At 66.6% G+C, this 25,128-nt stretch carries 23 protein-coding genes; 18 read left to right on the top strand and 5 right to left on the bottom strand.

Going from position 1 to position 25,128, the window contains the following annotated elements:
* Positions 1–5 precede the first annotated feature (5 nt).
* Complete coding sequence (locus G6N37_RS16030) at positions 6–683, bottom strand: IclR family transcriptional regulator (RefSeq protein ID WP_163681808.1); 678 nt, start codon at positions 681–683, stop codon at positions 6–8.
* A gap of 127 nt (positions 684–810) precedes the next feature.
* Here G6N37_RS16030 and G6N37_RS16025 point away from each other — a divergent pair, with 127 nt between their 5' ends.
* Genes G6N37_RS16025 through G6N37_RS15990 form a run of 8 tightly spaced genes read left to right on the top strand, consistent with a single transcriptional unit; the run spans position 811 to position 9,961 of the window.
* On the top strand, positions 811–1,674 hold the full coding sequence (locus G6N37_RS16025; RefSeq protein ID WP_163681806.1) for an alpha/beta fold hydrolase: 864 nt from the start codon (positions 811–813) through the stop codon (positions 1,672–1,674).
* Positions 1,674–3,395 carry a bifunctional 3-(3-hydroxy-phenyl)propionate/3-hydroxycinnamic acid hydroxylase gene (locus tag G6N37_RS16020; protein ID WP_163681804.1) on the top strand — a complete coding sequence of 574 codons (1,722 nt, stop codon included), beginning with the start codon at positions 1,674–1,676 and terminating at the stop codon, positions 3,393–3,395. Before G6N37_RS16025 ends, G6N37_RS16020 begins: the two co-directional genes overlap by 1 nt.
* Positions 3,343–4,260 (top strand): 3-carboxyethylcatechol 2,3-dioxygenase, encoded by a 918-nt coding sequence (locus G6N37_RS16015; protein ID WP_232075038.1) that lies wholly within the window; start codon positions 3,343–3,345, stop codon positions 4,258–4,260. The genes G6N37_RS16020 and G6N37_RS16015 overlap by 53 nt, the downstream gene beginning before the upstream one ends.
* Positions 4,257–5,996 carry an FAD-binding protein gene (locus tag G6N37_RS16010; RefSeq protein ID WP_163681800.1) on the top strand — a complete coding sequence of 580 codons (1,740 nt, stop codon included), beginning with the start codon at positions 4,257–4,259 and terminating at the stop codon, positions 5,994–5,996. Before G6N37_RS16015 ends, G6N37_RS16010 begins: the two co-directional genes overlap by 4 nt.
* 2 nt (positions 5,997–5,998) lie before the next feature.
* Positions 5,999–7,312 carry an LLM class flavin-dependent oxidoreductase gene (locus G6N37_RS16005; protein ID WP_163681798.1) on the top strand — a complete coding sequence of 438 codons (1,314 nt, stop codon included), beginning with the start codon at positions 5,999–6,001 and terminating at the stop codon, positions 7,310–7,312.
* A gap of 20 nt (positions 7,313–7,332) precedes the next feature.
* Positions 7,333–8,157: a coniferyl-alcohol dehydrogenase gene (locus G6N37_RS16000; RefSeq protein WP_163681796.1), complete on the top strand. Its 825-nt coding sequence runs from the start codon at positions 7,333–7,335 to the stop codon at positions 8,155–8,157.
* A complete protein-coding gene (locus G6N37_RS15995) occupies positions 8,145–9,137 on the top strand; it encodes a cyclase family protein (protein ID WP_163681793.1) in 993 nt (330 codons plus the stop codon). The genes G6N37_RS16000 and G6N37_RS15995 overlap by 13 nt, the downstream gene beginning before the upstream one ends.
* Entirely contained in the window at positions 9,137–9,961 is an 825-nt protein-coding gene (locus G6N37_RS15990) for an alpha/beta fold hydrolase (RefSeq protein ID WP_163681791.1), read from the top strand. Before G6N37_RS15995 ends, G6N37_RS15990 begins: the two co-directional genes overlap by 1 nt.
* Here G6N37_RS15990 and G6N37_RS15985 read toward each other — a convergent pair.
* Together G6N37_RS15985 and G6N37_RS15980 are read right to left on the bottom strand one after the other, a co-directional pair.
* The gene (locus G6N37_RS15985; RefSeq protein WP_163681790.1) at positions 9,958–11,598 is read right to left on the bottom strand and encodes a multicopper oxidase family protein; all 1,641 of its coding nucleotides are present in this window, start codon (positions 11,596–11,598) and stop codon (positions 9,958–9,960) included. The two genes, G6N37_RS15990 and G6N37_RS15985, sit on opposite strands and share 4 nt — an antisense overlap.
* 171 nt (positions 11,599–11,769) lie before the next feature.
* Complete coding sequence (locus G6N37_RS15980) at positions 11,770–12,525, bottom strand: SDR family oxidoreductase (RefSeq protein WP_163681788.1); 756 nt, start codon at positions 12,523–12,525, stop codon at positions 11,770–11,772.
* A 148-nt stretch (positions 12,526–12,673) separates the two neighbouring features.
* Here G6N37_RS15980 and G6N37_RS15975 point away from each other — a divergent pair, with 148 nt between their 5' ends.
* A complete protein-coding gene (locus G6N37_RS15975; RefSeq protein WP_163681786.1) occupies positions 12,674–13,492 on the top strand; it encodes an SDR family NAD(P)-dependent oxidoreductase in 819 nt (272 codons plus the stop codon).
* A gap of 10 nt (positions 13,493–13,502) precedes the next feature.
* Here the strand turns inward: G6N37_RS15975 and G6N37_RS15970 are convergent, their stop codons facing one another.
* Positions 13,503–14,147 carry a PAS domain-containing protein gene (locus tag G6N37_RS15970; RefSeq protein WP_163681784.1) on the bottom strand — a complete coding sequence of 215 codons (645 nt, stop codon included), beginning with the start codon at positions 14,145–14,147 and terminating at the stop codon, positions 13,503–13,505.
* A gap of 210 nt (positions 14,148–14,357) precedes the next feature.
* Between G6N37_RS15970 and G6N37_RS15965 the strand changes: the two genes are divergently transcribed.
* The 9 genes from G6N37_RS15965 (at position 14,358) to G6N37_RS15925 (ending at position 24,298) form a co-directional block, all read left to right on the top strand.
* Entirely contained in the window at positions 14,358–15,023 is a 666-nt protein-coding gene (locus G6N37_RS15965) for a TetR family transcriptional regulator (protein WP_163681782.1), read from the top strand.
* 11 nt (positions 15,024–15,034) lie between these two features.
* Complete coding sequence (locus G6N37_RS15960; RefSeq protein ID WP_163681780.1) at positions 15,035–15,229, top strand: ferredoxin; 195 nt, start codon at positions 15,035–15,037, stop codon at positions 15,227–15,229.
* A gap of 1 nt (position 15,230) precedes the next feature.
* Positions 15,231–16,478, top strand: a complete 1,248-nt coding sequence (locus G6N37_RS15955) for a cytochrome P450 (protein ID WP_163681778.1) — start codon at positions 15,231–15,233, stop codon at positions 16,476–16,478.
* 158 nt (positions 16,479–16,636) lie between these two features.
* A complete protein-coding gene (locus tag G6N37_RS15950; RefSeq protein ID WP_174813952.1) occupies positions 16,637–17,698 on the top strand; it encodes an amidohydrolase family protein in 1,062 nt (353 codons plus the stop codon).
* Positions 17,699–17,708: 10 nt separating this feature from the next.
* Positions 17,709–18,959 (top strand): M24 family metallopeptidase, encoded by a 1,251-nt coding sequence (locus tag G6N37_RS15945; protein ID WP_163681774.1) that lies wholly within the window; start codon positions 17,709–17,711, stop codon positions 18,957–18,959.
* Complete coding sequence (locus G6N37_RS15940) at positions 18,949–20,067, top strand: M24 family metallopeptidase (protein WP_163681772.1); 1,119 nt, start codon at positions 18,949–18,951, stop codon at positions 20,065–20,067. Before G6N37_RS15945 ends, G6N37_RS15940 begins: the two co-directional genes overlap by 11 nt.
* Positions 20,068–20,069: 2 nt before the next feature.
* On the top strand, positions 20,070–21,065 hold the full coding sequence (locus G6N37_RS15935) for an enoyl-CoA hydratase/isomerase family protein (RefSeq protein WP_163681769.1): 996 nt from the start codon (positions 20,070–20,072) through the stop codon (positions 21,063–21,065).
* Positions 21,065–23,482, top strand: a complete 2,418-nt coding sequence (locus tag G6N37_RS15930) for a CaiB/BaiF CoA transferase family protein (RefSeq protein WP_232075036.1) — start codon at positions 21,065–21,067, stop codon at positions 23,480–23,482. The genes G6N37_RS15935 and G6N37_RS15930 overlap by 1 nt, the downstream gene beginning before the upstream one ends.
* A gap of 6 nt (positions 23,483–23,488) precedes the next feature.
* Positions 23,489–24,298, top strand: a complete 810-nt coding sequence (locus tag G6N37_RS15925; protein WP_163681765.1) for an SDR family NAD(P)-dependent oxidoreductase — start codon at positions 23,489–23,491, stop codon at positions 24,296–24,298.
* On the opposite strand, the gene G6N37_RS15920 is transcribed toward G6N37_RS15925, so the two are convergent.
* Entirely contained in the window at positions 24,295–25,125 is an 831-nt protein-coding gene (locus G6N37_RS15920; protein ID WP_163681762.1) for an SDR family NAD(P)-dependent oxidoreductase, read from the bottom strand. The two genes, G6N37_RS15925 and G6N37_RS15920, sit on opposite strands and share 4 nt — an antisense overlap.
* Between the last annotated feature and the right edge of the window lie 3 nt (positions 25,126–25,128).

The raw sequence follows: 25,128 nt of genomic DNA, 5'->3' as shown, positions 1-25,128 counted from the left end.
TCCCTTCAGCTCAGCAGCTCGGACAACTGCTTTGCGGCTTTGACGACCGCGTCTTTTCCGCGCATCACCACGTCCTCCCGGTGGGAGATCAGGTTGATGCAAGTCGGTGGGGACGGCGGGTGGCGGCGCACCGCCACCGCGAGGCCGTAGGTGTTCGGTTCGATCTCCCCGTAGGTGGTCACCCAGCCGCGTTCGCGTGCGCGGGTGACCAAGTCTCGTTCGCCCGGGCGCGGGGGCATGCTTGCGAGCAGGGCGATTCCGGCGGCACCCCGTTCGAGCGGGTATCGACTTCCTTCGTGAAAGGACAGTTGGTAGGCGACATGGCTAGGCACGATGACCGCGATCGCTACCTGCTGGTCACCCTCGGCGATGAGCAATGACACCGTGGTGCCGAGCTCGTCGGCCAGTGCGCGCAGTGTCGGCAGGCTGACTTGGCGCACATTGCGGTCGAAGGACGCGCCCAGCGCGGCGAGCCCGGACGCCGGCCGGTAGCGCCCGTCCTCGCCCTTGCCCACCAGTCGAAATTCGGCGAGCGTGGAAAGCAGTCGATAGGCGATGGTCCGATGCACCCCGACCTGGTCGGCCAGCTGTTGAACGGTAAGCCCGCTGGGGGAATCCGCCACCATCTGCAGCGCGGTCAGACCCCGGGCCAGCGTCTGTGAACCTGTCGCCGAACCTGCCACAGCCTTGACAGACCTCCTTGCGAGAGCGAAGCTCTATTAATAACGCACGCCAGTGTGCGATATTAGCACACCAAGTACGCCAAGAACGAGAATACGATTTCCACGATCTGAAGGCCAGAGAGGAACCGTGGCGGAGTTCGAGAGCATCTGGAGCGATCTCCAGGGCGTCGCATTTGAGCAGGGCTACCTGGACGCCGGGGGAGTGCGGACCCGCTATCTCCGCGCCGGCGACCCGGGCAAGCCGGTGCTGGCGCTCCTGCATGGATCCGGTGGCCACGCCGAGGCATACGTCCGGAACCTGGCGGCGCACGCCGAGCACTTCTGGACCTGGTCGATCGACATGCTGGGCCACGGCTACACCGGCAAGCCGGGCCACCCGCTGGAAGTCCGCCACTACGTCGAGCACCTGATGGCCGTCCTGCGCACCATCGGCGTCGATCGCGCGAGCATCAGCGGTGAATCGCTGGGCGGATGGGTGGCCGCCCGCGCCGCCATCGACCATCCCGACGTGGTCGACCGGCTCGTCCTCAACACCGCGGGCGGCTCGCAGGCCGACCCGGTCGTGATGAAGCGGATCGTCACCCTGTCGATGGCGGCCGCCGAGGACCCGACCTGGGAAACGGTGCAAGCGCGGATCAAGTGGTTGATGGCCGACAAGTCCAAGGACTACGACGACTTGGTGGCCAGCCGCCAACGTGTCTATCGCCAACCGGGATTCGTCGACGCGATGCGCGACATCATGGCTTTGCAGGACCCCGAGATCCGGGCGCGCAACATCATCAGCCCGGACGAGTACGGTGCGATCACGGCGCCGACGCTGGTGCTGTGGACCAGCGACGACCCCACCGCGGACGTGACGGAGGGCCGCCGCATCGCGTCGATGATCCCGGGTGCGCGCTTCGAGGTGATGCCCGGCTGCGGTCACTGGCCCCAGTACGAGGACGCCAAGACGTTCAATCGCCTGCATCTCGACTTCCTGCTGGGGCGGTGATGGCCGAGGCGGGGCGCGAGCCGGCAGGAATCGAGGCCGACGTTCTCGTGGTCGGGGCCGGTCCGGTCGGTCTGACGCTGGCCAATATCCTTGGCCTGCAGGGCATCCACACGGTGGTGGTCGAAGAACGCGACACACTGATCGACTACCCGCGCGGGGTCGGGCTCGACGACGAGGCGTTGCGGACGTTCCAGTCGATCGGGCTGGCCGACCGGGTCGTACCGCATACGGTGCCCAACCAGATTCTGCGTTTCGTCGACGCCAAGCGGCGCGTGCTGGCCGAAATGGCCCCGCCCGACGCGCGTTTCGGGTGGCCGAAGCGCAACGGCTTCGTGCAACCGCTCGTCGACGCCGAATTGCTGGCCGGTCTGGACCGATTCAAGCACGTCGAGGTGTGGTGGGGACGTCCGATGGCGGCGTGTCAGGAAGACGCCGACGGGGTGACCGTCGAATTGGCGGGTGGGCACGACGACGAAACATCCAGCCTACGAGCGCGTTACGTCGTCGGCTGCGACGGCGGCCGCAGCATGACTCGCCGCATGATGGGCGTGTCCTTCGACGGGACGACGTCATCGACGCGCTGGCTGGTCGTCGACGTCGCCAACGACCCGCTCGGCCACCCCAACAGCGAGGTCGGCGCCGACCCGGAACGCCCGTACGCCTCGATCTCGATCGCGCACGGAATTCGACGGTTCGAGTTCATGATTCACGTAGACGAGACCGACGAGCAGGCCGAAGATCCGGCGTTCCTGACGCAGATGCTGGCCCGGATGGTGCCGCACCCGGACCGCGTCGACGTGATCCGGCGGCGGGTCTACACCCACCACTCGCGGATCGCCGGCGCGTTCCGCAAGGGCCGGCTGTTGTTGGCCGGGGACGCCGCCCATCTCATGCCGGTATGGCAGGGCCAGGGCTACAACAGCGGAATCCGGGACGCGGCCAATCTGGGTTGGAAGCTCGCCGCCGTGGTGAGCGGCCGCGCCGACGAGAAGCTCCTGGACACCTATGACGTGGAGCGCCGCAAGCACGCGCGGGCGATGATCGACCTTTCCACCATGGTGGGCCGAGTGATCTCGCCCACCAACCGCCGGGTGGCCGGCGCGCGCGACCTCCTCGTGCGTTCGGCGTCAATTGTGCCGTCGCTCAAGCGATATGTCCTGGAGATGCGATTCAAGCCGATGCCGCGTTACGAGCACGGTGCCGTTGTACACAGCCCCACTTACGGCGGGGCGGACTCGCCGGTGGGCACGCTGTTCATTCAGCCTCGGGTCGACACCCGCGACCGGCAGAATGTGCTGTTGGACGACGTGCTCGGTGACTGGTTCGCCGTGCTGTGTTGGAACAACAATCCCCGCAGGATTCTCGGTGACGTCGCCTTCGCGAATTGGAAAGCGCTGGGCGCGAGGTTCGTTGCGCTGCGGCCGGTGACTCAGCTGCACTGGACCGGACACGACGATCCCGACGTCGTGGTCGTGGGCGACCGGGGCGGCGCCGTCAAATCCTGGTTCGACACCCATCAGGAATCGGTGTTGTTCCTGCGCCCCGATCGCTGCATCGCCGGTGCCTGCATCGCTCAGCGCGCTCCCGACCTGAGCGCCGCACTGCTGGATGCGCTCTCGCTCACGCCGCGAGGGGGTGATTTACAAAGTGGCACTGACTCTGTGCTGTATGTCGCACAGCCCGCTCCTGAATCTTCCGGGGCCGTCGCAGGACCTGCGTGACGACATCGAAGGCGCGATCGCCGATGCGCGACGATTCGTCGCCGACTACGACCCCGAGCTCGTCGTCATCTTCTCCCCGGACCATTACAACGGGTTCTTCTACAAGATGATGCCGCCCTTCTGCATCGGCACGAGCGCCAACGGCGTCGGGGATTACGGCACCCATGCCGGTCCGCTCGACGTTCCGGAGAAACTCGCGACCGAGTGCGCGAAAGCCGTGCTCGACGCGGGGGTCGACATCGCGGTTTCCGCGTGCATGGATGTGGATCACGGCACTGTTCAGCCTCTCGAGAAATTGTTCGGCGACGCCACGTCGCGCCCGGTGATACCGATCTTCATCAACGCAATCGGCGTGCCGTTGGGACCTTTACATCGGTGCCGGGCGCTCGGCGCGGCCGTCGGCGGTTACTTGGCCACACTGGACAAGCGGGTCCTGGTACTGGGATCCGGTGGGCTGTCGCACAGCCCGCCGGTGCCCACGTTGGCGACCGCACCGCCGCCGGTGCTGGAGCGCATCGTCCACGGCCGGCCGATGACACCCGAACAGCGGCAGGCCCGGCAGGCAGCCGTGATCGATGCGGCCAAGAGCTTCGCCGCCGGCGAGAGCGACCTGCAGCCGCTAAACCCGGCCTGGGATCAGCGGTTTCTCGAGATCGTCGACGGCGGTCGGCTGGACGAACTCGACAAGTGGTCGAATTCGTTCGTGGCCCACGAGGGCGGCAGCTCAGCCCAGGAAATCAGAACGTGGGTGGCCGCATTCGCGGCGCTGGCGAGCGTCGGGCCCTACGAAACCACCGGGCGCTACTACAAGCCGGCCGCCGAGCTGATCGCCGGCTTCGCCATCAGAACGGCAGTGCCGAAATGACCGCTGCGGTAAACGACTTCGGCCACGTTGTCGACGTACTTGTCGTGGGATCGGGCGGCGGCGGGATGACGGCCGCCCTGACCGCCCAGGCTGCCGGGCTGGACGTCGTGGTCGTGGAGAAGTCCTCCTTCTTCGGCGGTTCCACCGCGTTGTCCGGCGGCGGCATCTGGGTGCCCGGGGCGCCCGCACAGCGCAGGGAGGGCTACGCCCCGGAACCCGACCGCGTCGTCGAATACCTGCTCCAGATCACCGACGGACTGGTCAGCGAGGCGCGGATACGCCAGTACGTCGAGTCCGCGCCGCAAATGCTCGCATTCCTCGAACGGCTCTCCGGATGGTGTGAGTTCGTCTGGAAACCCGGCTACGCCGACTACTATCCGGAGCTTCCCGGCGGATCCGAACTCGGCAGCACGATCAACGTGCCACCCATCGACCTGCGCAAGCTCGGCCCCGACGAGCAGCGACTGCTGCAGCCCCTGGCGCTGGCGCCGAGAGGAATCTGGCTGGGCCCCAAGGAACTCCGCACGTTCTACCGAATCCGGCAATCGTGGGCAGGCAAGGGCGTGTTGCTCAAGCTGATATCGCGGATGATCCGCGCGCGGGTGTTCGGCGAGCGGATGGCGGCCATCGGTCAATCACTGGCCGCCCGCCTCCGATTGACCATGAGGGAACGCGGCATTCCGCTGTGGCTGGACTCGCCGATGACCGAGCTGATCGCCGACGCCGACGGCTCGGTGACCGGTGTGTCGGTGGTGCGGGACGGCAAAACGCAGCGGATCGGTGCGCGCCTCGGGGTCATCCTGGCATCCGGCGGCTTCGATCACGATCTGGCCTGGCGCAAGGAACTGTTACCCGTTGTGGACCAGGACTGGAGCTTCGGCAACCCGTCCGCCATGGGCGATGGTATCCGTGCGGCCCAAAAGCTCGGCGCGGCAACCGACCTGCTCGACGAGGCGTGGTGGTTTCCCGCCATCCAGTGGCCGGATGGCCGCATGCAATTCATGCTCAACGAACGCATGATGCCGGCGCAGTTCATCGTCAACGGCGACGGCAAGCGTTTCATCAACGAGGCGGCGCCCTACATGGACTTCGGCCATGCCATGATCGACGGCCAGAAATCCGGGGTGACCCATATCCCCTGTTGGCTGATCACCGACCACAGGTCGTGGAATCGCTACGTCATCGGTGGTCACCTACCGCTCCCCAAAATCCCGGGAGCGCCGGTACCCACCGGCCGCAAGGTCCCCTCGGCGTGGCTCGAATCGGGCGTGGTCAAGGCGGCGACGACGTGGGAGGAGATGGCGACCAAGATCGGCGTGCCGGCGGACAATCTTTGCGAAACAGCATGGCGCTTCAACGAACTCGCGCGCAAGGGTCACGATGACGACTTCAATCGCGGCGACAGCGTCTACGACAACTACTACGGCGATCCGACACTGCCGAACCCGAACCTGTATCCGTTGGGCGATCCGCCGTATTACGCGTTCCGGATCGTCCTCGGCGACCTCGGCACGTCGGGCGGCCTGCGCACCGACGAATACGCGCGCGTGCTACGGGAAGACGACACGGTGATCCCGGGGCTGTACGCGGTGGGTAACACCTCCGCGCCGGTGATGGGACGCAGCTACGCCGGCGCGGGGGCGACCATCGGCCCCGCGATGACCTTCGGGTTTGTCGCGGCGAATCACATTGCCGCACATGCAGCCAACCGAACCCTTAATTCTCATAGGAGGTAACGATGAAAATATCGCTGTTCTACGAATTCGCCCTACCGCGACCCTGGGCCCCCGATGATGAACACGTCCTGCTGCAGGAGTGCCTCGACGAGGTCGAGGCCGCTGACAAGGCGGGCTTCTCCACGGTATGGCTGACCGAGCACCACTTCCTCGAGGAATACTGCCACTCGACGGCGCCGGAGATTTTCCTGGCGGCGGCCAGCCAGCGGACCAAGAACATCCGGCTGGGCTTCGGCATCATGCACCTGCTGCCCGCGGTCAATCACCCAGCCCGGGTCGCCGAACGCGTCGCCACCATCGACCTGCTCTCGAACGGGCGTGTCGAGTTCGGCACCGGCGAAGGTTCCTCCGTCGGAGAACTCGGCGGATTCGATGTCGATCCCGCTGACAAGCGGGCACAGTGGGAGGAATCGCTCGAGGTGGCCATCCGCTGCATGATCGAGGAGCCGTTCACGGGGTTCAAAGGCGATCAAATCCAGATGCCGCCCCGCAACGTCATCCCCAAGCCGCTGCAAAAGCCGCATCCGCCGGTCTGGGTCGCCTGCACGCGGCCGGCCAGCGTACAGATGGCCGCCCAAAAATGCATCGGCGCACTGAGTTTCGCCTACACGGGTCCCGGGCCGCTCACCGAGCGGGTCAACGGCTACTACAAGGAGTTCGAGGAGAACGGCGTCCCGATCACGCCGCAAATCAACCCGAACATCCTCGCCATCGGGGGGGACCTGTCGATGATGGTCGCCAAGACCGAGGAGGAAGCGCTAGAACGGCTCGGACAGGGTGGCGGGTTCTTTTCGTTCGGGATCATGCACTACTACCTGACCGGGATGCACACTCCGGGCCGGACCGGGGTGTGGAAGCGGTACCTCGAAGAGGTCGAGAAGGACCCGACGCTGGCGTACGGCCCCGGGCGCGGTGCAATCGGGACTCCGGCCACCGTTCGCGAATTCCTGCGCGGCTACGAGGACAGCGGGGTCGACGAGATCATCCTGCTGCTCAACCCGCGTAGCCACGAGGGCACCATGGAATCCATCGAGCTGATGGGCAAAGAGGTGCTGCCCGAGTTCATCGAACGTGACGAAAAGGCGGTCGCCGCCAAAGCCAAGCGGCTTGCGCCGGTCATCGAGAAGGTCGAGGCGCGCCGGCCGAAGTCGACCGTGCCGCTGTTCGACGAAACGTACGCTTTCGGTGGCCTGCCCACCGGCCGAGACAAGTTCACGGCCAGTGAGATTCCCGAGGCGATGGCGGAGATCAACGAAGGCCGGGTGCAGGCCGCCAAGCGCCTGAAGGAGCAGCAGGCAACAGAGCAGGGCAAGTGATACCGGAAGCGGATTGAGCGTTGGGCGAGATCGACGGGCTGTGGCGATACGACGGCCGCCGCGCGGTGGTGACCGGATGTGCGTCCGGCATCGGCGAACATGTCGTGCGGCAGCTCACCGAGCTCGGCGCCGACGTCGTCGGGCTGGACAAGCGCCGGCCGAGCGTCGGGCTCAAGGAGTTTCACGAGACCGATCTCGCCGATCCGGCTTCGATCGACGGCGCGGTGGCGTCGGTCGAAGGTCCGGTGCATGCCCTGTTCAACGTCGCCGGCGTCTCGTCGGGGATCGGCAACCCACTCCTCGTCGTCACCATCAACTTCCTCGGGCTGCGGCATCTCACCGAGGCGCTGATTCCGAAGATGCCCCCGGGGTCGTCGATCGTGAGCGTTTCCTCGCTCGCGGCAGCCGCCTATCGCGAGCATGCGGCTGCAGTGGCACCTCTGCTGAACACCGCGACTTTGCAGGAGGGCGTCGACTGGTGCCACCGCAACCCCGACGCGTTGGGCAACGGCTACCAACTGTCCAAAGAAGCGATCGTTTTCTACACCATGCGAAGCGCCACGCCGCTGGGCGCCGAGGGCATCCGCATCAACTGCACGGGCCCCGGGGTCACCGAGACCCCGATCCTGGACCAGCTGCGCACGGCCTACGGCCAGGGCTTCCTCGACGACATCCCCAAGCCCTTGGGCCGGGTTTCCGACCCCGCCGAGCAGGCCGCGGTATTGCTCTTCTTGAATAGTGGTGCGGCCAGCTACATCACCGGGCAGATCATCTGGGTAGACGGTGGAAACGTGGGCGCGGCGATCGCTCGTGAACTCGAGGAAGGAGCCCCGTGGCCGACTTGACTGATTTCCGGCGGGTCGCGCGCGACGTCTCTAATTGGGGACGGTGGGGCGACGACGACGAGCTCGGCACGCTGAATTTCATCACCGCGGACAAGGTCGCCCACGCCGCGAGTTTGGTCAGGCACGGCAAGGTGTTTCCGCTCGGCGTCGATTTCGGCGCCTCGGGTCCGCAGGGTGCCTTCGAGTTCCGCCACAACCCGGTCCACATCATGACCGTTGATGGCGGCGATGTGAACACGCTGGCCAAGTATGGACCCAGCTGGCCACGTAACCCGTTGGCGCAGCAGCTCAGTAGCTACATGACGGCCGACAACCCGTTTCGTTTCAACGACGACATCATCATCATGCCGTTGCAGGCGGCAAGCCAGTGGGATGCGCTGTCCCACGTCTACTACGACGATCACCTCTACAACGGCTTCGCGGCCGATTCGGTCACCAGCATGGGCGCCTACCACTGCGGAATCGACAAGGTTGACGTCAAGGGCATCACGTCCCGCGGTGTGCTGCTGGACTTGGTTCGCCATCGACGGGCAGAGGTCTTCCTCGAAGCCGGGAACCCGATCTCACCGGAGGAACTCGACGACGTGGTTCGCGCTCAGGGGGTGACGATTGGGCGAGGCGACATCGTGCTCATCCGGACAGGCTGGTGGACAAGGTTTCTCATGACGGGGAACAAGACAGAAGGCTACTCCGGGCTGGACTGGCGATGCGCACAATGGCTCCACGATCACGAGATCGCGGCCGTGGCCGCCGACAACCTTCAAGTGGAAGACCTGGTGTCCGGTATCGACGGAATCACCTTTCCCCTGCACCTGCTCTGCTTGCGCGACATGGGGATGATTTTCGGCGAATACTGGGATCTCACCGCGCTGGCCGAGGACTGCGCCGCCGACGGCGTGTACGAGTTCCAGCTCGTCGCCCCGCCCCTGAGAGTTGTTGGAGCTGTGGGCTCACCGGTGAACCCGATCGCGATCAAGTGATGGAGATTCATCGCAAGACGACGCTGGTCGACGGACTGGTCACCAGCTATCTGGAGGCGGGCGCCGGCGACCCGGTGGTACTGCTGCACGGCGGCGAGTTCGGTGCCGGCGCCGAACTGGGCTGGGAACGCAACATCGCCGCGCTCGCCGCGCGGTACCGGGTGCTGGCGCCCGACCAGCTGGGGTTCGGCCAGTCGGCGAAGGTCATTGACTTCGTCGACGGGCGTGGGATGCGGATTCGGCACGTGGCGCGGTTCTGCGAGCTGCTCGGCGTGGACTCCGCGCACTTCGTGGGCAACTCGATGGGCGCGATCAACCTGCTCACCGACGCCACCTCGGACGCGCCGCTGTTGCCCGCCCGCAGTCTGGCGATCATCTGCGGTGGCGGCGAGATTCAACAGAATCAGCATTTCGAGGCGCTACAGCGCTACGACGCAACGCTGCCGGGCATGCGTCGCATCGTCGAGGCCCTGTTTCACGACCCTGGCTATCCGGCCGATGACGGCTACGTGCGGCGCCGCTACGAGTCGAGCACCGCGCCCGGAGCGTGGGAAGCCGTCGCCGCGGCCCGGTTTCGTCGGCCGGGCGCCACACCGTCCGGCACGCCTTCGAGCACGCGGCCCTACGAACGCATCACGGTGCCGACGCTCGTCGTGGAGGGCGGAGACGACAAGCTCCTTCCGCCCGGCTGGGCGGCCCAGATCGCCAAGGCGATCGACGGCGCCCGCTCGGCAGTCGTCGACAAGGCCGGCCACTGCCCTCAAATCGAGCAGGCGACGACGGTGAACCGGCTGCTGCTGGACTTCCTCGCCGCGAGCGTCTAGAAGACGTAGTCCAGCCGGGTCTGCATGCCCGCCTCTTGGTGATACGTGTTGTGGCAGTGCAACTGCCACAGGCCCGGGTTGTCGGCCACCAGCACGGCGAGCAACCTCTGCTTGGGCAGCACCATGAGGGTGTCCTTGCGGGCGCCGGGGCTGCCGTCGGCCTTGATCAGCTGGAACGTGTGGCCGTGCAGGTGCATCGGGTGATACATCATCGTGGGGTTGTCGAACGTGATGGTGGGCCGCTCGCCCTGCCGGACGTGCAACGGTTCGGTGTCGCTGTAGGGTTTTCCGTTGATCGTCCAGTTGTACTGGGTCATGTTGCCGCCGAGTACGACCGGCAGATTCAGGCCGGGCTGGGGCCGCCCCAGGTTGACCGGCGTGGTCGCCGTGAACATTTCTACCGTGCCCACCCGCTGGTTCAGTTCGGCCGGTTGAAATCCGGGGTCGGGTGCGCTGCCCGACCCGGTGGACAGCAGCGTCCGCGCCAAAGCGTTCTTTCCTTCCGCGAGCGCGACCAGCGGGAAGACACCGTCGGCGGCGGTCACAACGACGTCGTAGCGCTCGGCCATGCCGATGAGCAGGGCGTCGACTTGGGCCGGGACCACGGGGTAACCGTCGGTGTGGGTGACCGTCATCGAATGACCGGCCAGGGCGACGCGAAACGTGGTGTCGGAGGCGGCGTTGATGAAACGGATCCGGATGCGCTGACCCGGCTTTGCGTTGAATGTCATGGGAGCGGCCGGGATTCGGCCGTTGATCAGATAGTAGGGGTAGGCGATGTCCCCGGCGTCGCCGCCGAGCAGATCGCTTCTGCCGACGCTTCCCGCGGGTGCGGGTGGAGCGGGCGCCGGACTGCTCGAGGTGGTCGGGCTGGTCGACGTTGTCGAAGTCTCGCTGCTCGACGTCGTCGTCGGTGTCTCGCTGGTTGTTGAGGTCGTCGAGGTGGTGGGCGGCGTGGTCTCGGTGGTGCTTGGTGGGGCCGGCTTGTTCGGGCTGGTCAGTTCGGTGTAGAGCTGCTGGGGTGACTTTCCGATGCCATCTGTCCAATCATCAAGGACCACAATCCATTCGGTGTCGTAGTTGCCCTCGGTCGGATCGTCGACGATGACCGGCAGGTACAGGCCCATGTCGGCGTCGAGGCCGGTGTGCGGATGGGCCCAGTAGGTGCCGGCGTTCGGGACGGAGAAGCGGTAGGTGAACTCCTGGCCGGCGGGGATATTCGGGGTGGCGGGCGCGGCGCCGTCCATGTCGTTGCGCAACGCGATGCCGTGCCAGTGCACCGACGTCGGTTGGTCGAGCCGGTTCGACACCGTCACCACCAACTCGTCGCCGATTCGGGCCCGGATCGGCGTGCCCGGGATGGTGTTGCCGTAGGCCAGCGTGCGGACGACCGGTCCGCCGAGATCGACCTCGACCTGCTGGGCGGTCAGGCTGGCGGTGACGGTGCGGCCGCTATGTGGCCTGGCGGCTTCGGCCGCGGCGATGGCGGCGGCCAGCTGGGCGTTGCCCGACTGCGCGGGCTTGGATTGACTGCACGCTGCCAGTGCGAATCCGCCGGCGATGCCGGCGACCATGAATCCGCGCCTGGTGAGCCGGGTTTCCGCGGAGGAGGCGTCGCGTGTGGGTTGCACAGGCATTGAGCGCTCCTCGTCGTCATCGATCTCCGGCGTCTTATACCGTGCTCGGCCGCGGGGCTCAGCGCAACTACCTACGCGGTTGATGTCGAGATTGCCGCCAGGGTCGTGCCGTCATGGCAGGCACCCCCCGCACGGCGATCTCGAAGCGCTTGGTTTTCCTCATGGGCGTCGCTAGTCGCCCGGGGAAGCCATCCAGTCGCGGAATGTGGTGGGGTAGACGACCACGTCTTCACCGTCGGTGGGGACGATGCTGCGATCGTCGATCACGGCGCCGTAATAGCGGGCGCCATCGTCGGTGATCACTTGGCGATCATCGCCGGTCGCGGCGAACCGGGTCCGGATGAAGTCGTCCATCCCCTGCTTCTCTGGGCCGGCGATGTTGATGACGCCGTTGAGCGGGTCGCCGCTCGCCGCGCGGGTCACCGCCGTGGCGACGTCCGCGGCGGCAATGGGCTGGAACGCGCCATGCGGGGCGCGGACCGCGGCGCCGTCGGCCATCGAATCGGCAATGCCGTCAACGAATTCGAAGAACTGAGTCGCCCGCACGATCGAATACGGGAATCCCGATTCCACTATCTCTTTTTCCTGGGCGGTCTTTGCCCGCATGTAGCCACTTTCGGCCGTCCGGTCGGCTCCCACGATCGAGAGTGCGACGTGGTGCTGCGCGCCGGCGGTCCGCTCCGCATCGAGAAGGTTGCGGGTGGAGGTGGTGAAGAAGTTCAAGACATCGTCGTCGGCCCAGGACGGCGAGTTGGAGACGTCCACTACGGTGTCGACACCGACGAGAGCATCGGCGAGGCCTTCGCCGGTGATGGTGTTGACCCCCGAACTCGGCGAGGCGGGAACGGCCTGGTGTCCCAGCTCGTTGAGCTGAGCGACGACCTGCGATCCGATGAGTCCGCTCCCACCGACGACCAGAACCTTCATGAGAAATCCTCCCGAGTGTCTCGATGAACTGGCCCTCCCAGCATGGCCTGCGGGCCGCGCGAGGGGAACCCTAGGGCCGTACCGATCCGCTCCGGCGGCTTAAATCAACTGCTTGACTTAACCCGGTCGGCGCGGATTAACTCGTCGGGTGGTCAACGAATTGGATGGCAAGGTTGCCATCGTCACCGGCGGGGCGTCCGGCATCGGTCGCGGGATAGTGGAACGGTTCGTGGCCGAGGGGTCGCGGGTCGTCATCGCCGACGTCGAGACGGACCGGGGCGAGGAGCTGGCCGCCACAATGGGCGCAGCCGCCCTGTTCTGCCAGACGGACGTGTCCGATCCCGCACAGGTCGGGGCGCTGGTCGAGACCACCGTCGAGAAATTCGGCCGCCTGCACGTCATGGTGAACAACGCCGGAATTTCCAGCCCGCTGCGGCGACTGCTCGACGACGACCTTGCCGATTTCCACCGGGTGATGGGCGTCAACGTGCTGGGTGTGATGGCCGGTACCCGAGACGCCGCCCGCCACATGGCCGAATGCGGCGGGGGATCGATCATCAACCTGACGTCGATCGGCGGGATCCAGGCCGGCGGCGGGGTGATGGTCTACCGGGCATCGAAAGCGGCGGTCATCCAGTTCACCAAATCCGCCGCAATTGAGCTGGCGCGCTACGAAATCCGGGTCAACGCCATTGCGCCGGGCAGCATTCCGACTCCGATCTTGGCGTCGTCGGCTGTTGACGTCGACCCTGACGAGCTGGCGCGGTTCGAGGCGCGGATTCGCCAGGGGATGCGTGACGACCGGCCACTGAAGCGGGAGGGCACGCCCGACGACGTCGCCGAGGCGGCGTTGTACTTCGCCACCGATAGGTCACGGTATGTGACCGGGGCCGTGCTGCCGGTCGACGGGGGGACGTCCGCCGGCAAGGTGATCCGACCCCGCAACGAGTCGCGCAAGAGCGATTAAGGAGCCGGCGTCAGGGCCCTTCCGCGGCATGTCCCGCATGGGTTTCCAGCCGCAGCTTGGCCAGCGCCTCGGCGCGCGTAAGGTCTTCGATGCCAGCGCTTTCCACGATCACGCTGTGGGAATGTGTCAGCACGCTCAGCACCGCCTCGTAGGGCAGGTCGGGGAACTGGCGCCCCAGCGCCTCGGCCGCCCTCCTCAACTCGAACAGTTTGGGATACGCGCGCTCCGCGGGTGTCGGCGGTACGACGCGGGTGACGTCCTGGGCGTGCTGCAGCACGGCGACCGTCTTCTTGCCGTCTTTGAGCGGCGAATTCGTCGGCGTCCAGACTCTGTAGACGAACTCGCCGGGATTCCGTCGGTCAGGAATGTCGTAGCGCTGCACGCCCAGCCAATGCCGGACCCCGCGGCGAAAGACCAACTCGAGTGACGCCGAGACGTTGGCCACGCCGTCGGCTTCCGGATCGGCCGGGTTATCCGGAAAGGCGTCGAACAGTGGGCGCCCGAGCAGGCTGTCCCGCGGGTGCCCCGACACGCGTTCGCAGGCCGCGTTCACCGCACGGATCCGCATGTCCGCATCGGACACCAGGTATGGCGCCCACTTCGACTGAAACCACGCCGAATCCTCGATCGCCGAGACCCGGCTGGCTGACAACATAACTACCCCCCAACCGATGGTTCACCGCCTCGACACCGCCACGTCGTCGCCGCGCAAGAAGCCATCGTGACCCAGCGGGGCCGATCCGGACGAGGGCCCTTTGTCACCCGTCGCCCGCTATCCGGCATCGAAGCGAAGGTCGCCGGACTCCGCGGCGCCGATTTAAATCAATCGCTTGACTTAATCAAGGGGGCGCGGTTGACTAGCCGGGTGACCACCATCGGCCGGACCGTACGCACCGAGCGGGCCAGTTCCACCCAGGAAGCGATCTTGGTGGCGGCCGAGCGGCTGTACGCCGAGCACGGCATGTTCGCCGTATCGAATCGCCAGGTGAGTGAGGCGGCGGGCCAAGGCAATAACGCCGCGGTGGGCTACCACTTCGGCACGAAGGCCGACCTGGTGCGCGCGATCGAACACAAGCACCGCAGGCCGGTCGAGCAGCTGCGCGAGCGGATGGTGGCCGAGCTACTCGAATCGGGTGGTTCCACGGAGATGCGGGACTGGGTGGCCTGTCTGGTGCGGCCGCTCACCGATCACCTCGACGAGCTCGGCAATCCCACCTGGTACGCGCGGTTCGCGGCGCAGGCGATGACCGATCCCGCGTACTACAACATCATCGTCAAGGGCGCTCTGAGCTCGCCCTCCCTGGTCCAGGTGGTCGACGGCATCAACCGGTGCCTGCCGGACCTGCCCGCCGACGTCCACTTCGAACGAAACATCATGGCCCGCAATCTGTTGATGCATACCTGCGCCGACCGGGAGCGTGCGCTTGCCGCCGGTGCCTCGCCGCTGCAGCGGTCCTGGCGGGCCGCCGCATCGGGTCTCATCGACGCCATCGTGGGCCTGTGGCTGGCGCCCGTGACGCCGTACGAGTGAAAGGTCTGCAGATGAAAGTGACTGTCGACCAAGACGTATGCGCCTCGTCGGGGAACTGCGTTTTGAATGCCCCGGACGTGTTCGACCAACGCGACGACGACGGCGTCGTCGTTCTGCTGAACCCCAATCCGTCCGCCGAGCAGGTCGAGGGCGCGCGGCGAGCGGCCGCGGCGTGCCCCGCGCTGGCCATTCACATCGAGGAATGACATGTCAGAGACGATGACGAACAGCGCTGCGACCGAGGCGGCCGCCGAGATCCCGGACTATCCGATGCCGAGGCAGGCGGGCTGCCCCTTCGCTCCACCACCTGGTGTCATGGCGCTGGCCCAAGCCCGGCCGTTGTCCAGAGTCCGGATCTGGGACGGCAGCACCCCGTGGCTCATCACGGGCTACGAGCAAGTGCGGGAACTGTTCTCGGATTCGCGGGTCAGCGTCGACGACCGGCTGCCGGGGTTTCCGCACTGGAACGAGGGCATGTTGTCCACGGTGCACAAGCGCCCACGGTCGGTCTTCACCGCCGACGGGGAAGAGCACACCAGGTTCCGGCGGATGTTGTCGAAACCCTTCACGTTCAAGCGCGTCGAGGGGCTGCGCCCGACCATCCAGCGGATCACCGACGATCACATCGACGCGATGCTGGCCGGACCCCGGCCCGCCGACGTGGTCACCGCGTTGGCATTGCCGGTTCCGTCGCTGGTGATCAGCCAGCTGCTCGGGGTGCCGTACGAGGACGCGGACATGTTCCAGCACCACGCCAACGTCGGACTGGCGCGGTACGCGACGGGCGAAGACACCGTCAAAGGCGCCATGAGCCTCAACAAGTACCTCGCGCAGCTGGTCGAGGCGAAAATGGAGAACCCGGCGGAGGACGCGGTTTCCGACCTCGCCGAGCGGGTCAAGGCCGGCGAACTCAGCGTGAAAGAAGCGGCCCAGTTGGGCACCGGCCTGCTGATCGCCGGGCACGAGACCACGTCGAACATGATCGGCCTCGGGGTGCTCGCCCTGCTGATGAACCCGGACCAGTTGGCCGTCATCCGCGACGCCGAAGACCCCAAGGTCATCGCCAGCGCCGTCGAGGAACTGTTGCGTTACCTGAGCATCATTCAGAACGGGCAGCGCCGCGTCGCGCTCGAAGACATCCACATCGCCGGGGAGACCATTCGCGCCGGCGAGGGCATCATCATCGATCTGGCCCCGGCCAACTGGGATCCGCACGCCTTCCCCGAACCAGAACGCCTGTACCTGCACCGCTCCGGGGCCGACCGCAACGTCGCCTTCGGCTACGGCCGGCACCAGTGCGTGGGGCAGCAGCTCGCCCGCGCCGAGCTTCAGATCGTCTACCGCACCCTGTTTCGCCGTATCCCCACGCTCGAACTGGCCATCCCCGCCGAGGATGTGCCCTTCAAAGACGACCGACTTGCCTACGGCGTCTACGAACTTCCGGTGACCTGGTAGCCCCCGGGACGCAACATCCCAATGCCGATCCGAATGGAGGGTCAATGATGACGACTCGAACAAGCACCGTTTCGCTTTACCCGCCCGGAGGCTTCGGCGCCCCCAAGGATCGCCGGGGTCACGCCTCCGGCGCCGATGTCGGCCTGCCGGCGGGGACCGTGGTGTTCTCCGCCGACAACCACATCTCGCTGGCGGACGACATTTTCTACCAACGCTTTCCGGATGACCTCAAAGACAAGGCGCCGCGGATCTGGTACGAGGACGGCGCCTACCAGGTCGGCCGCAAGGGCCAATCGTTCCTGCCGGGGGACTTCAGCGCGGTCCTGATGCAGTACGACGACCTGCCCGGCGCGGCGAGCACCAACATCGAGGCCCGCATTCAGGAACTGCATGACGACGGCGTCGATAAAGAATTGGCTTTCCCCAATGCGATTTTGGCGCTGTTCCACTACCCGGACAAGAACCTGCGCGAGCTGGCCTTCCGCATCTACAACGAATACATCGCGGAACTCCAGGAACGCTCGAACGGTCATTTCTACGGCGCCGGGCTGATCAACTGGTGGGAGCCGCAGGGCACCAGGAAAACGCTCGAAGAGCTGAAATCGTTGGGGCTCAAGACGTTCCTCCTACCGCTGAATCCCGGCAAGGACGATGAGGGTAACCCGATCGACTATTCGAGCACGTCGATGAATGCCGTCTGGGACGAGATCGAGGCCGCAGGACTTCCGATCACCCACCACATCGGGGAGACCCCCCCGAAAAGCCCGACTGAGTTCAACAGCGTGGTGGTCGGCATGATGATCAACATCGACGGGTTCCGGGAAACGTTCGCCAAGTACATCTTCGGCGGCATCCTTGATCGGCACCCGGCGCTGCGCCTCGGCTGGTTCGAGGGCGGCATCGCCTGGGTGCCGTGGGCGCTGCAGGACGCCGAGCACCTGGTCGCCTCCTACCAGCACATGTTCAACCGGCCGCTAGAGCACGACGTGCGGTACTACTGGGACACCCACATGAGCGCGTCGTTCATGGTCGACCCGCTCGGCCTGCAGTTGATCGACAAGATCGGGGTGGACAAGGTCATGTGGTCCAGTGATTACCCGCACAACGAAAGCACCTACGGCTACTCGGAAAAGTCACTCGCCGCCGTCGTCGACGCGGTCGGTCCCGCGGACGCCGCGAAAATCGTGAGCGGCAACGTCACGAAGTTCCTGGGCCTGTAGGGGCGGGCCGATGACAACGTTCGCGCAAGCGGGCGCGGGCACCAGCAGCCTGGTGATCCCCGAGACGCCCGACCTGGGGCGCATGCGCCGGGAGACCGGTACGCGGCTGCGTGCGGCGATGGCCGAACGCGGCGTCGACGCAATGATCCTGCTGGGCAACAGCGCGGTGGTCTATGCCACCGGCACCAGTTGGCCGTTGGGTGATGCGGGTCTGTCCTACGTGGAGCGGCCGGTGGCCGTGGTGCTCGCCGGAGACGAGTCGCCGCATTTGTTCCTGCCGTTTCGCGAGGGCGCCGCCCAGGAGTCGGGCCTGCCCGCCGATCATGTGCACGGGCCGGTGTATCTCGAGTTCGACGAGGGCGTACAAGATTTCGCGCGCCTGCTGGCGGAGCTCATTCCGGCCGAGGCGGTGATCGCGGTCGACGAGTGCACCGGCGCCATGTCGCGCGCCGCAAAGTCGTTGTTCCCCAAGGGTGGGCCCGTCGACGCTGCGGCCGTGGTCAGCGCCGCCAAGGCGGTCAAGACACCGGACGAACTATCGTGCATGCGCACCGCGATCCGGATCACCGACGAGGCTATGGTCGAGGTCCAGAAGCGGTTGGCCCCGGGGATCCGTCAGGTCGACCTGTCCGCAAGCTTTTTGCGGCGCGCGTTCGAGTTGGGTGCCACGGCCAGCATGCTCGAGCCGATCTGGCAGGTGATGCCGCAGACCAAGGCCGACGGTGTGTGGACCACGCACGGCGACCTGGCGTTGCCCCTGCTGAGCACCGAGCGCGAACTGGCCGAAGGCGACGTGCTGTGGACCGACGTCAGCATCACCTACCACGGTTACTGCTCGGATTTCGGACGCACCTGGATCGTCGGCCGGGATCCGTCGCCGCGTCAGCGGGCGCAGTTCGACAAATGGTTCGAGATCATGTCCGCCGTCCTGGGCGTCGCCAAGGCCGGCGCCACGGCCGCCGACCTGGGGCGGGCCGCCACCAACGCCAACGGCGGCAGCAAGCCCTGGCTGCCGCACTTCTACCTGGGCCATGGCATCGGCGTGAACGCGGCCGAAATGCCCATGATCGGAACAGATCTGGGCCAGGACTTCGACGAGAACTTCGTTCTCCAAGCCGGCATGGTCTTGGTCTTGGAGCCCGTGGTGTGGGAGGACGGCACCGGCGGCTACCGGAGCGAGGAAGTCCTGGTGATCACCGAGGAAGGCTGGATCCGATTGACCGACTACCCCTATGACCCCTATGGCTCCCATGTCAGTTGAAGTTTGCCCTGACGACCGCGCGCTGCGCTCGGGCCGCCGTCATCGGGTGCTGGATCAGATGGCGGCGCACGACCTCGACGTCCTGGTCCTCGGCCGCCAAGCCAACGTCCGCTACGTCACGGGCGCACCGCAATTGTGGGTCGCCGGCACTCGGCCGTTCGGTCCGACGTGTGTGCTCGTGCGCGCCACCGGCGCTATTCACCTGCTCAGCACGTGGGATGAAGGTGTCCCCGACGACATTCCACACGAGAACCTCTACGGCATCTCGTGGAATCCCATGAACACCATGTCGGCGCTGCAGCGCATCGACGGCGCCGCGACCGCCCGCCGCGTCGGAACCGATGCGATATCACCGGTTTTCGCCCAGCTGCTACCGACAGCGTTCCCCCATGCGGAACTCGTGGACGGCGAACTGGCGATGCGCGCCGCACGGCGCATCAAAACGGCCGAAGAAGTGGTGGCGTTGCGCGACGCGATCTCGGTGGCCGAAAAGGGTTTGGCCGCCGCCGTGTCCGAATTGCGGCCCGGAGTGAGCGAGCAGGCGCTGGCCGGTGCCCTGCTGGAGGCCGTCGCCGCCGGCGGGGTGAGCACCCCGTCGAACCAGGATGTGGCGTGGGTGACCTCACCCGATCATCCGTGGCGGCGGGCGGATGGTGAGGGACGGGTGAAAGACGGCGATCTGGTCGCGTTCTCGGCCGGGGTGCTCGCCGGTGGCTACGTCGGTGAGGTCGGGCGCACCTGGCCGGCGGGCGAGTCGCGCGGCGCGGCCGCCCTGTATCGCCGCTGGGAACGACTGTGGGACAAGCTGCTAGCCGCGTGCCGGCCCGGGGCGGGGGCCGGCGAATTGCTGGGTGCCTACCAGGCCGCGGGGGAAGCGGCGCCGCCGATGCCGGTGGCCCGCGGCCTGGGCATGGGCTTCGACCCGCCCGTGATCTCCAAGCATCTGCCCGCGACCGCGGCACAGGAACGGTTGGAGCCGGGCATGGTGCTGGCGGTCACCGGCTACGTCTGGGAGCAGGGTATCGGCGCCGTCTTCGGACGCGAAGCCGTGTTGATCTCCGCCGATGGACCCGAGGTGCTGACCTCCAGCCCCTTCTGGCACGAATAGCCATGTCCGGCAAGTCCGGTCCGCCGGCTGAGGAGATCATCAGGTACCACAAGGACCCGAAGACCCGCATCGCCACCATCACCTTCGATCGGCCCGGGCAACTCAACGCTCCCACCATCGGCGCGCGGCTGCGCTACGCCGACCTGTTGCACCGGGCCTCCATTGACGACGAGGTCAAGGTGCTGGTGGTCCGCGGGGCCGGTGAGGACCTGGGTTCCGGTGCGGATCTCACCGAGGAAATGGCGGCGCAGAACTCGGCGGATCAGCATGACCGCCTCGCCGAGTACCGGATCGGCGACGAGGACGTCAGCTTTCCCCCCGAGGGATCATTTCGCCATGGCGCCACCCTGGGCCAGTGGTATGCCAACCCGAACTCGGGGATACGGGGCCTGCAGGACTTCAAGAAGATCAGCATCCTGGAGGCCAAGGGCTACTGCTACGGCTGGCATTTCTACCAGGCGGCCGACGCGGATCTGGTGATCTCCAGCGACGACGCGCTCTTCGGGCACCCGTCGTTCCGCTACTACGGCTGGGGTCCGCGGATGTGGTGGTGGGCACAGACGATGGGCATCCGGAAGTTTCAGGAAATGGTGTTCACCGGAAGGGCTTTCACCGCGGCGGAGATGTACGACTGCAACTTCCTCAACAGTGTGGTGCCCAGGGAAGAACTCGAAGCGGAGGTGGACAGGTACGCGCTGGCCTGCGCACGAAACCGTCCCACCGACACGGTGTTCATGCAGAAGGTGTTCTTCGAGATCATGAAACAGTTCCAGGGCGAGTACCTGGGCAGCATGCTGAGCGGGTTCTTCGAGTCGCTGGGCGGCCGCGTCCGGCTCGACGGGCCCGACGATTTCACCCTCGGCGATGCCGTCGAACGGGGTCTGGGTAAAGCCGTGAAACACAACGACGACCGGTTTCCCCCGGAATGGCGCCTGAGCAAGAAGGCGCGCAAGAGCGGGGGAACCAAGAAGGAGCCCAGTCGGAAGCGGAAGCGCTAGTGGCGGAGTCGACCGTCGAACCGCCCCTGGCCGGCTACACCGTAGTCGACCTGTCCACCGGAATCGCGGGTGCCTACTGCACCAAGTTGCTGGCCGACGGCGGGGCGGACGTCATCAAAGTCGAGCCGCCCGAAGGCGATCCCTTGCGTTCCTGGTCGGCCTCGGGCACCGTCATAGCGCCCGGCAGTGACGGGGCGTTGTTCACTTTTCTGGCCGGGTCGAAACGCAGCGTCGTCGCGGATCGCCGCATCGATGACGATATGGACCTGGTCGACCGGCTGCTGGCGGCCGCCAATGCGGTGGTGTGGTCCGGCGGTTCGGAAGTCGGTGAGCGCCCGGACTTCGCGCCCGCGACGATGCACCGCCGTCATCCGCATCTCACCGTCATGTCGATCACGCCCTTCGGGCTTCACGGTCCCTGGCGCGACCGCCCGGCCTCCGAATTCACGTTGCAGGCGTGGTCCGGCGGGATCGTCGGCCTCGGACGTGGCCAGGCCGACCGCGCGCCGGTATTCGTGGGCGGCCAAGCCGGCGAGTACCTGGCCGGGGTCTACGCGAGCGCGGCCATGCTGGCATCGCGATACGGCCACAACGGCGATGGCCAGGGCGAACTGCTGGACCTGTCGATGCTGGAAACACAGATCCTGTCGCTGACCTACTATCCGGTCACCTATTTCGAGATGCTGGGGCGCCCCTGGCGGGACGCGCGCCGCGTCACGGTGCCAGGGGTGGCGCGCGCCAAGGATGGACTGGTCGATGTCGGCTGCGGGACCGCGCAACAGTGGTTCGACCTGTGCGCGATGATCGGCCACCCGGAATGGATCGACGAGGATTCATCGCTCACGATCACCGAACGGGCCACCATCAAGGCCGACGAGATCTACGCGTGGTTCGAAAGCAACACGGTTGACGAGATCCGCGACCTCGCCACGGCATTCCGGATCCCCAACGCCCCGGTGGCCAACGGCGCCAACATCGCATCGCTGGACCACTTCCGCGAGCGCGGTTCGTTGGTTCGCAACCCGGGCGGCGGGTTCCAGCAGCCCGGCCACCCCTACCGGATGACACCCGCGCGGCTCCGACCGCCGCAACGGGCGCCGCGGCTCGGAGAGCACACCGAGCGCTACCGCACCGCAGAGCTCGTCCCGCGGCCAACCGCTACCGGGCCCGCAAATCGATTGCCGCTCGATGGGGTTCGCGTGCTGGACATGACAACGTTCTGGGCGGGCCCCTGCTGCACCCACTTCCTGGCGATGCTGGGTGCAGAGGTCATCCACGTCGAATCCACCCGCCGTCCCGACGGGACGCGGCTCATCGCCGGCGTGCCCGTCACCGAAGACCAGTGGTGGGAGAAGTCCCCGATCTTCGCGGCGCTCAACACCAACAAGAAGGGCCTGACGCTGGACCTGCAGAGCCCGCGCGGCCGGGAGCTCCTGCGCCGGCTCATCGCGACTTGCGACGTGCTCGTGGAGAACTTCACACCGCGGGTGCTCGACCAGATGGGATTGGATTTCGCTGCGGTGCAAGCCATCAAGCCCGACGTCGTGCTGGTGCGAATGCCCGGCTTCGGCCTCGACGGCCCTTGGCGCGACAACCCGGCGTTCGCCTACGTCATCGAGGCCGCGTCCGGACTGACGTGGCTGACCGGATACGCCGACCGCACGCCGTATGACCCCTACTCGATCGGTGACCCCAACGCGGGCATGCACGCCGTCAATGCGTTGCTGCTGGCGCTGGAGCACCGGCGTCGCACCGGCCAGGGCGTCTTCGTCGAAGCGGCGATGGTCGACGCCGCGCTCAGCATCGCCGCCGAACAGATCATCGAGTACTCCGCGTACGGGACGCTGCTGGAGCGCGCGGGCAACCGGGGTCCCACGGCGGCGCCGCAAAACCTCTACCGCAGCGCCGGCATCGACGAGTTCGGCCGGACCGACTGCTGGGTCGCGATAGCCGTGAGCACCGACGAGCAGTGGCGTGCTCTATGTGCGGCGATCGGATCGCCCTCGTGGGCAACGGATCCCAAGCTGGCCACCGCGACCGGTAGAACCGAACACCACGACGCCATCGACGAACGGTTGGCCGCATGGTGCGCGCGGCGCGGCGGCGAGCAGATAGTCGCAACGCTGTGGGACGCCGGCGTCCCGGTGGCCAAGGTGATGCAACCGCACCGCCAGACGGAATTGGAACAACTGGCGTTCCGCGGCTTCTTCGAGGAAGTCGACCACCCGGTGAACGGTCCCGCTAGGCTCAGCACCGTGCCGATGAGAATGTCCACCGGGCCGTCGAAGTTCCACACCCGACACGCGCCGCTGCTGGGCCAGCACAACGACGAGTTGCTGGCCACGCTCGGGCTGAGCGCCTCCGAAATCGCCGACCTGGAAGCCGAAGGCGTCATCGGCCGCGCGCCGGCGATGTGACCGACGATGGCGATCGATCCCTCCGACATCCTGCTCACCGGTCGCGTGGCGGTGGTGACCGGTGGGGGAGCGGGCATCGGCCGCGGCGTCGCCGCCGGAATGGCCGCCTTCGGCGCGTCGGTGGCGATCTGGGAGCGCGACCCGCAGACCTGCGCGCAGGCCGCGGAATCCATTGGCGCCCTGGGCATCGTCGCCGATGTGCGGGACAGCGGCCAGGTCGACGACGCGCTGCAGCGCACTACCGGCGAACTCGGCACCCCGACGATACTGGTCAACAACGCCGGAGGGGTGTTTTCCTCACCGCTGCTGGAAACCAGTGAGAACGGTTGGGATGCGCTCTATCGGGCCAATCTGCGCCACGTGCTGCTGTGCACCCAGCGCGTCGCGAGGCAGATGGTGTCGGCCGGCATCGGCGGCAGCATCGTCTCGGTGACCTCGATCGAGGGCGTGCGCGCGGCGCCGGGCTACGCCGCGTACGCGGCGGCCAAGGCGGGAGTCATCAACTACACCCAGACCGCCGCGCTGGAACTGGCGCCGCACGCCATCCGGGTCAACGCGATCGCCCCCGACATCACGCTCACCGAAGGGCTGGCGCAACTGGGCGGCGACGCCGCGCTGACCGGGATCGGTCACGTGGTGCCGCTGGGACGTCCTGGTCACGTCGACGAAATCGCCAGCGTCGCAGTCTTTCTGGCATCCAACATGTCGGCGTACCTGACTGGGCAGACGCTGCACGTCGACGGCGGCACCCACGCGGCGAGCGGTTGGTATCACGACCCGAAAACGGGCGAATACCGGCTCGGCCCGTCCGACTAGTGGCTCCACCCTTCGGCGGCCTGGTCCGAGAAGGTGCCGTCGATGCGTTCGAACCTGCGGCGGATCGACGCGCGTGCGGCCTCGTGCGGCAGCACGTAGAGGCGGTTGGCCAGGATCGCGTCCGCCGTCAACCGGGCGACATCTTTCACACCGACGCCCTCGTCCTGCGTCGGTAGCGTCCCGTCCGCCGCCTTCGGCGAAGACGACAGCCCGTAGTCCGCACCCCGGATCCGTTCCGAGTTGGAGACCAGCTTGGTCTCAACGACCATCGGGCACAGCACCGAAACACCGATGCCGTTGTCCTTTACCTCGCGGGCGAGCGTCTCGGCCAGGCCGACCACACCGTATTTGGCGACGCCGTACGCCCCGAGGCCGGCGTTGGGAACGAGGCCGGCGAAGGACGCGGTGAACGCCATGTGCCCGCCCGCGCCCTGTTCGAGCAGCCTCGGCAGGAACGCCTCGACGGCGTGGATGTTGCCCCACAGGTCGATGTCGATGACCCAGCGCCAGTCGTCGTGGGTCATCTGCGCGATCGGACCCGCGACCACGATGCCGGCATTGCTGAAGACGACGTCGACGCGGCCGAGGAGGCGGAAAGATTCTTTCGCGAGGTGAACCATTTCGTGGAGATGCCGGACGTCGCACACCACGCCGTTCGCGTCGAATCCCTGGGCGCGCAGGTGGTTTACCGCCTCCTCCAGGCCGGGCTGATCGACGTCGGAGAGCACCACGCGGGCGCCCCGGCGGGCGAATTCGGTGGCCGTCGCCAAACCGATACCACTCGCGCCGCCGGTGACGACCGTTCCGCGACCTTCGAATCCGTCCATAGG

It is taken from the genome of Mycobacterium seoulense, assembly GCF_010731595.1.
In the GTDB taxonomy this organism is placed as follows: Bacteria; Actinomycetota; Actinomycetes; order Mycobacteriales; family Mycobacteriaceae; genus Mycobacterium; species Mycobacterium seoulense.
The sequence above is the reverse complement of the archived record's forward strand: the minus strand, read 5'-3'. Positions and strand labels throughout refer to the sequence as shown.

Coding starts and splice junctions, on each gene's coding strand:
- G6N37_RS15960 (WP_163681780.1), top strand. CDS start 15,035: ATGAAAGTGACTGTCGACCAAGACGTATGCGCCTCGTCGGGGAACTGC.
- G6N37_RS15970 (WP_163681784.1), bottom strand. CDS start 14,147: ATGTTGTCAGCCAGCCGGGTCTCGGCGATCGAGGATTCGGCGTGGTTT.
- G6N37_RS15920 (WP_163681762.1), bottom strand. CDS start 25,125: ATGGACGGATTCGAAGGTCGCGGAACGGTCGTCACCGGCGGCGCGAGT.
- G6N37_RS15980 (WP_163681788.1), bottom strand. CDS start 12,525: ATGAAGGTTCTGGTCGTCGGTGGGAGCGGACTCATCGGATCGCAGGTC.
- G6N37_RS15990 (WP_163681791.1), top strand. CDS start 9,137: ATGGAGATTCATCGCAAGACGACGCTGGTCGACGGACTGGTCACCAGC.
- G6N37_RS16005 (WP_163681798.1), top strand. CDS start 5,999: ATGAAAATATCGCTGTTCTACGAATTCGCCCTACCGCGACCCTGGGCC.
- G6N37_RS15940 (WP_163681772.1), top strand. CDS start 18,949: ATGTCAGTTGAAGTTTGCCCTGACGACCGCGCGCTGCGCTCGGGCCGC.
- G6N37_RS16020 (WP_163681804.1), top strand. CDS start 1,674: ATGGCCGAGGCGGGGCGCGAGCCGGCAGGAATCGAGGCCGACGTTCTC.
- G6N37_RS15955 (WP_163681778.1), top strand. CDS start 15,231: ATGTCAGAGACGATGACGAACAGCGCTGCGACCGAGGCGGCCGCCGAG.
- G6N37_RS16015 (WP_232075038.1), top strand. CDS start 3,343: ATGTCGCACAGCCCGCTCCTGAATCTTCCGGGGCCGTCGCAGGACCTG.
- G6N37_RS15985 (WP_163681790.1), bottom strand. CDS start 11,598: ATGCCTGTGCAACCCACACGCGACGCCTCCTCCGCGGAAACCCGGCTC.
- G6N37_RS15935 (WP_163681769.1), top strand. CDS start 20,070: ATGTCCGGCAAGTCCGGTCCGCCGGCTGAGGAGATCATCAGGTACCAC.
- G6N37_RS15925 (WP_163681765.1), top strand. CDS start 23,489: ATGGCGATCGATCCCTCCGACATCCTGCTCACCGGTCGCGTGGCGGTG.
- G6N37_RS15945 (WP_163681774.1), top strand. CDS start 17,709: ATGACAACGTTCGCGCAAGCGGGCGCGGGCACCAGCAGCCTGGTGATC.
- G6N37_RS16010 (WP_163681800.1), top strand. CDS start 4,257: ATGACCGCTGCGGTAAACGACTTCGGCCACGTTGTCGACGTACTTGTC.